A 1,021-nucleotide genomic window follows, 5' to 3' on the forward strand; every position below is an offset into this window, starting at 1 on the left:
ATCGGCGCCGGCTTGCCCGGCGTCACTTCCCTGCTTAGAAACACCCACCTTTCCAAATCCTCGGAGTTCCCATGCCCTCGAACAAAGGTCCCATCAAGCTCGGCATCGTTGGCGTGGGCAAGATCGTCCGCGACCAGCATCTTCCGGCCCTGGCGAAAGACAGCGACTACCAGCTCATCGCCGCCGCCAGCCGGCACGGCAAGGTCGACGGCATCCCGAACTTTCCGACCATCGAGGCAATGCTCGACGCCGTGCCGGACCTCGACGCCGTCTCGCTCTGCATGCCGCCCCAGTTCCGTTACGATGCCGCGCGCGCAGCGCTCGAAGCCGGGAAGCATGTCTTCCTGGAGAAGCCGCCGGGCGCCACCGTCAGCGAGGTCGAGGACCTGAAGAGGATCGCCGGCAAGCATGGCGTTTCTCTCTTCGCCAGTTGGCACTCACGCTACGCGCCGGCGGTCGAGGCCGCGCGCGAGTTCCTGGCCTCGGCCAGGATCAGCTCGGCGGCGATCATCTGGAAGGAAGACGTGCGCCGCTGGCACCCGAACCAGGAATGGATCTGGGCGCCGGGCGGCTTTGGCGTCTTCGATCCGGGCATCAACGCGCTGTCGATCGCCACCCACATCCTGCCGGCGATGTTCATTACCTCGGCGGTTCTCGATTTTCCGGAGAATCGCGCATCGCCGGTTGCCGCGCATGTCGCCTTCCGCACCTCGAATGGAGTGCCGGTGACGATGGAGCTCGACTGGCTGCAGACCGGTCCGCAGAGCTGGGACATCCTGGCCGAGACCGACAAGGGCAAGATTGTGCTTTCAGGCGGCGGCGCCAAGCTCGCCATCGACGGCAAGATCGTCCACGACGAGCCGGAAGCTGAATATCCGATGCTCTACCAGCGCTTCGCCGAGATCGTTCGCGCCGGGACGTCCGACGTCGATCTCGCGCCGTTACAGCACGTCGCCGACGCCTTCATGCTCGGCAAGCGCAACGTGGTCGAGGCGTTCTTCGATTGAGCTAAACTGAGAAC

Annotated in this window: 1 protein-coding gene; it reads left to right on the forward strand. The window is 64.6% G+C overall.

Going from position 1 to position 1,021, the window contains the following annotated elements; translation table 11 throughout:
* Positions 1 to 71 precede the first annotated feature (71 nt).
* Positions 72 to 1,007, forward strand: a complete 936-nt coding sequence (locus EN781_RS33145; RefSeq protein ID WP_126054429.1) for a Gfo/Idh/MocA family oxidoreductase — start codon at positions 72 to 74, stop codon at positions 1,005 to 1,007.
* The last annotated feature ends 14 nt before the right edge of the window (positions 1,008 to 1,021 follow it).

The sequence above is a fragment of the Mesorhizobium sp. M4A.F.Ca.ET.090.04.2.1 genome (genome assembly GCF_003999085.1).
In the GTDB taxonomy this organism is placed as follows: Bacteria; Pseudomonadota; Alphaproteobacteria; order Rhizobiales; family Rhizobiaceae; genus Mesorhizobium.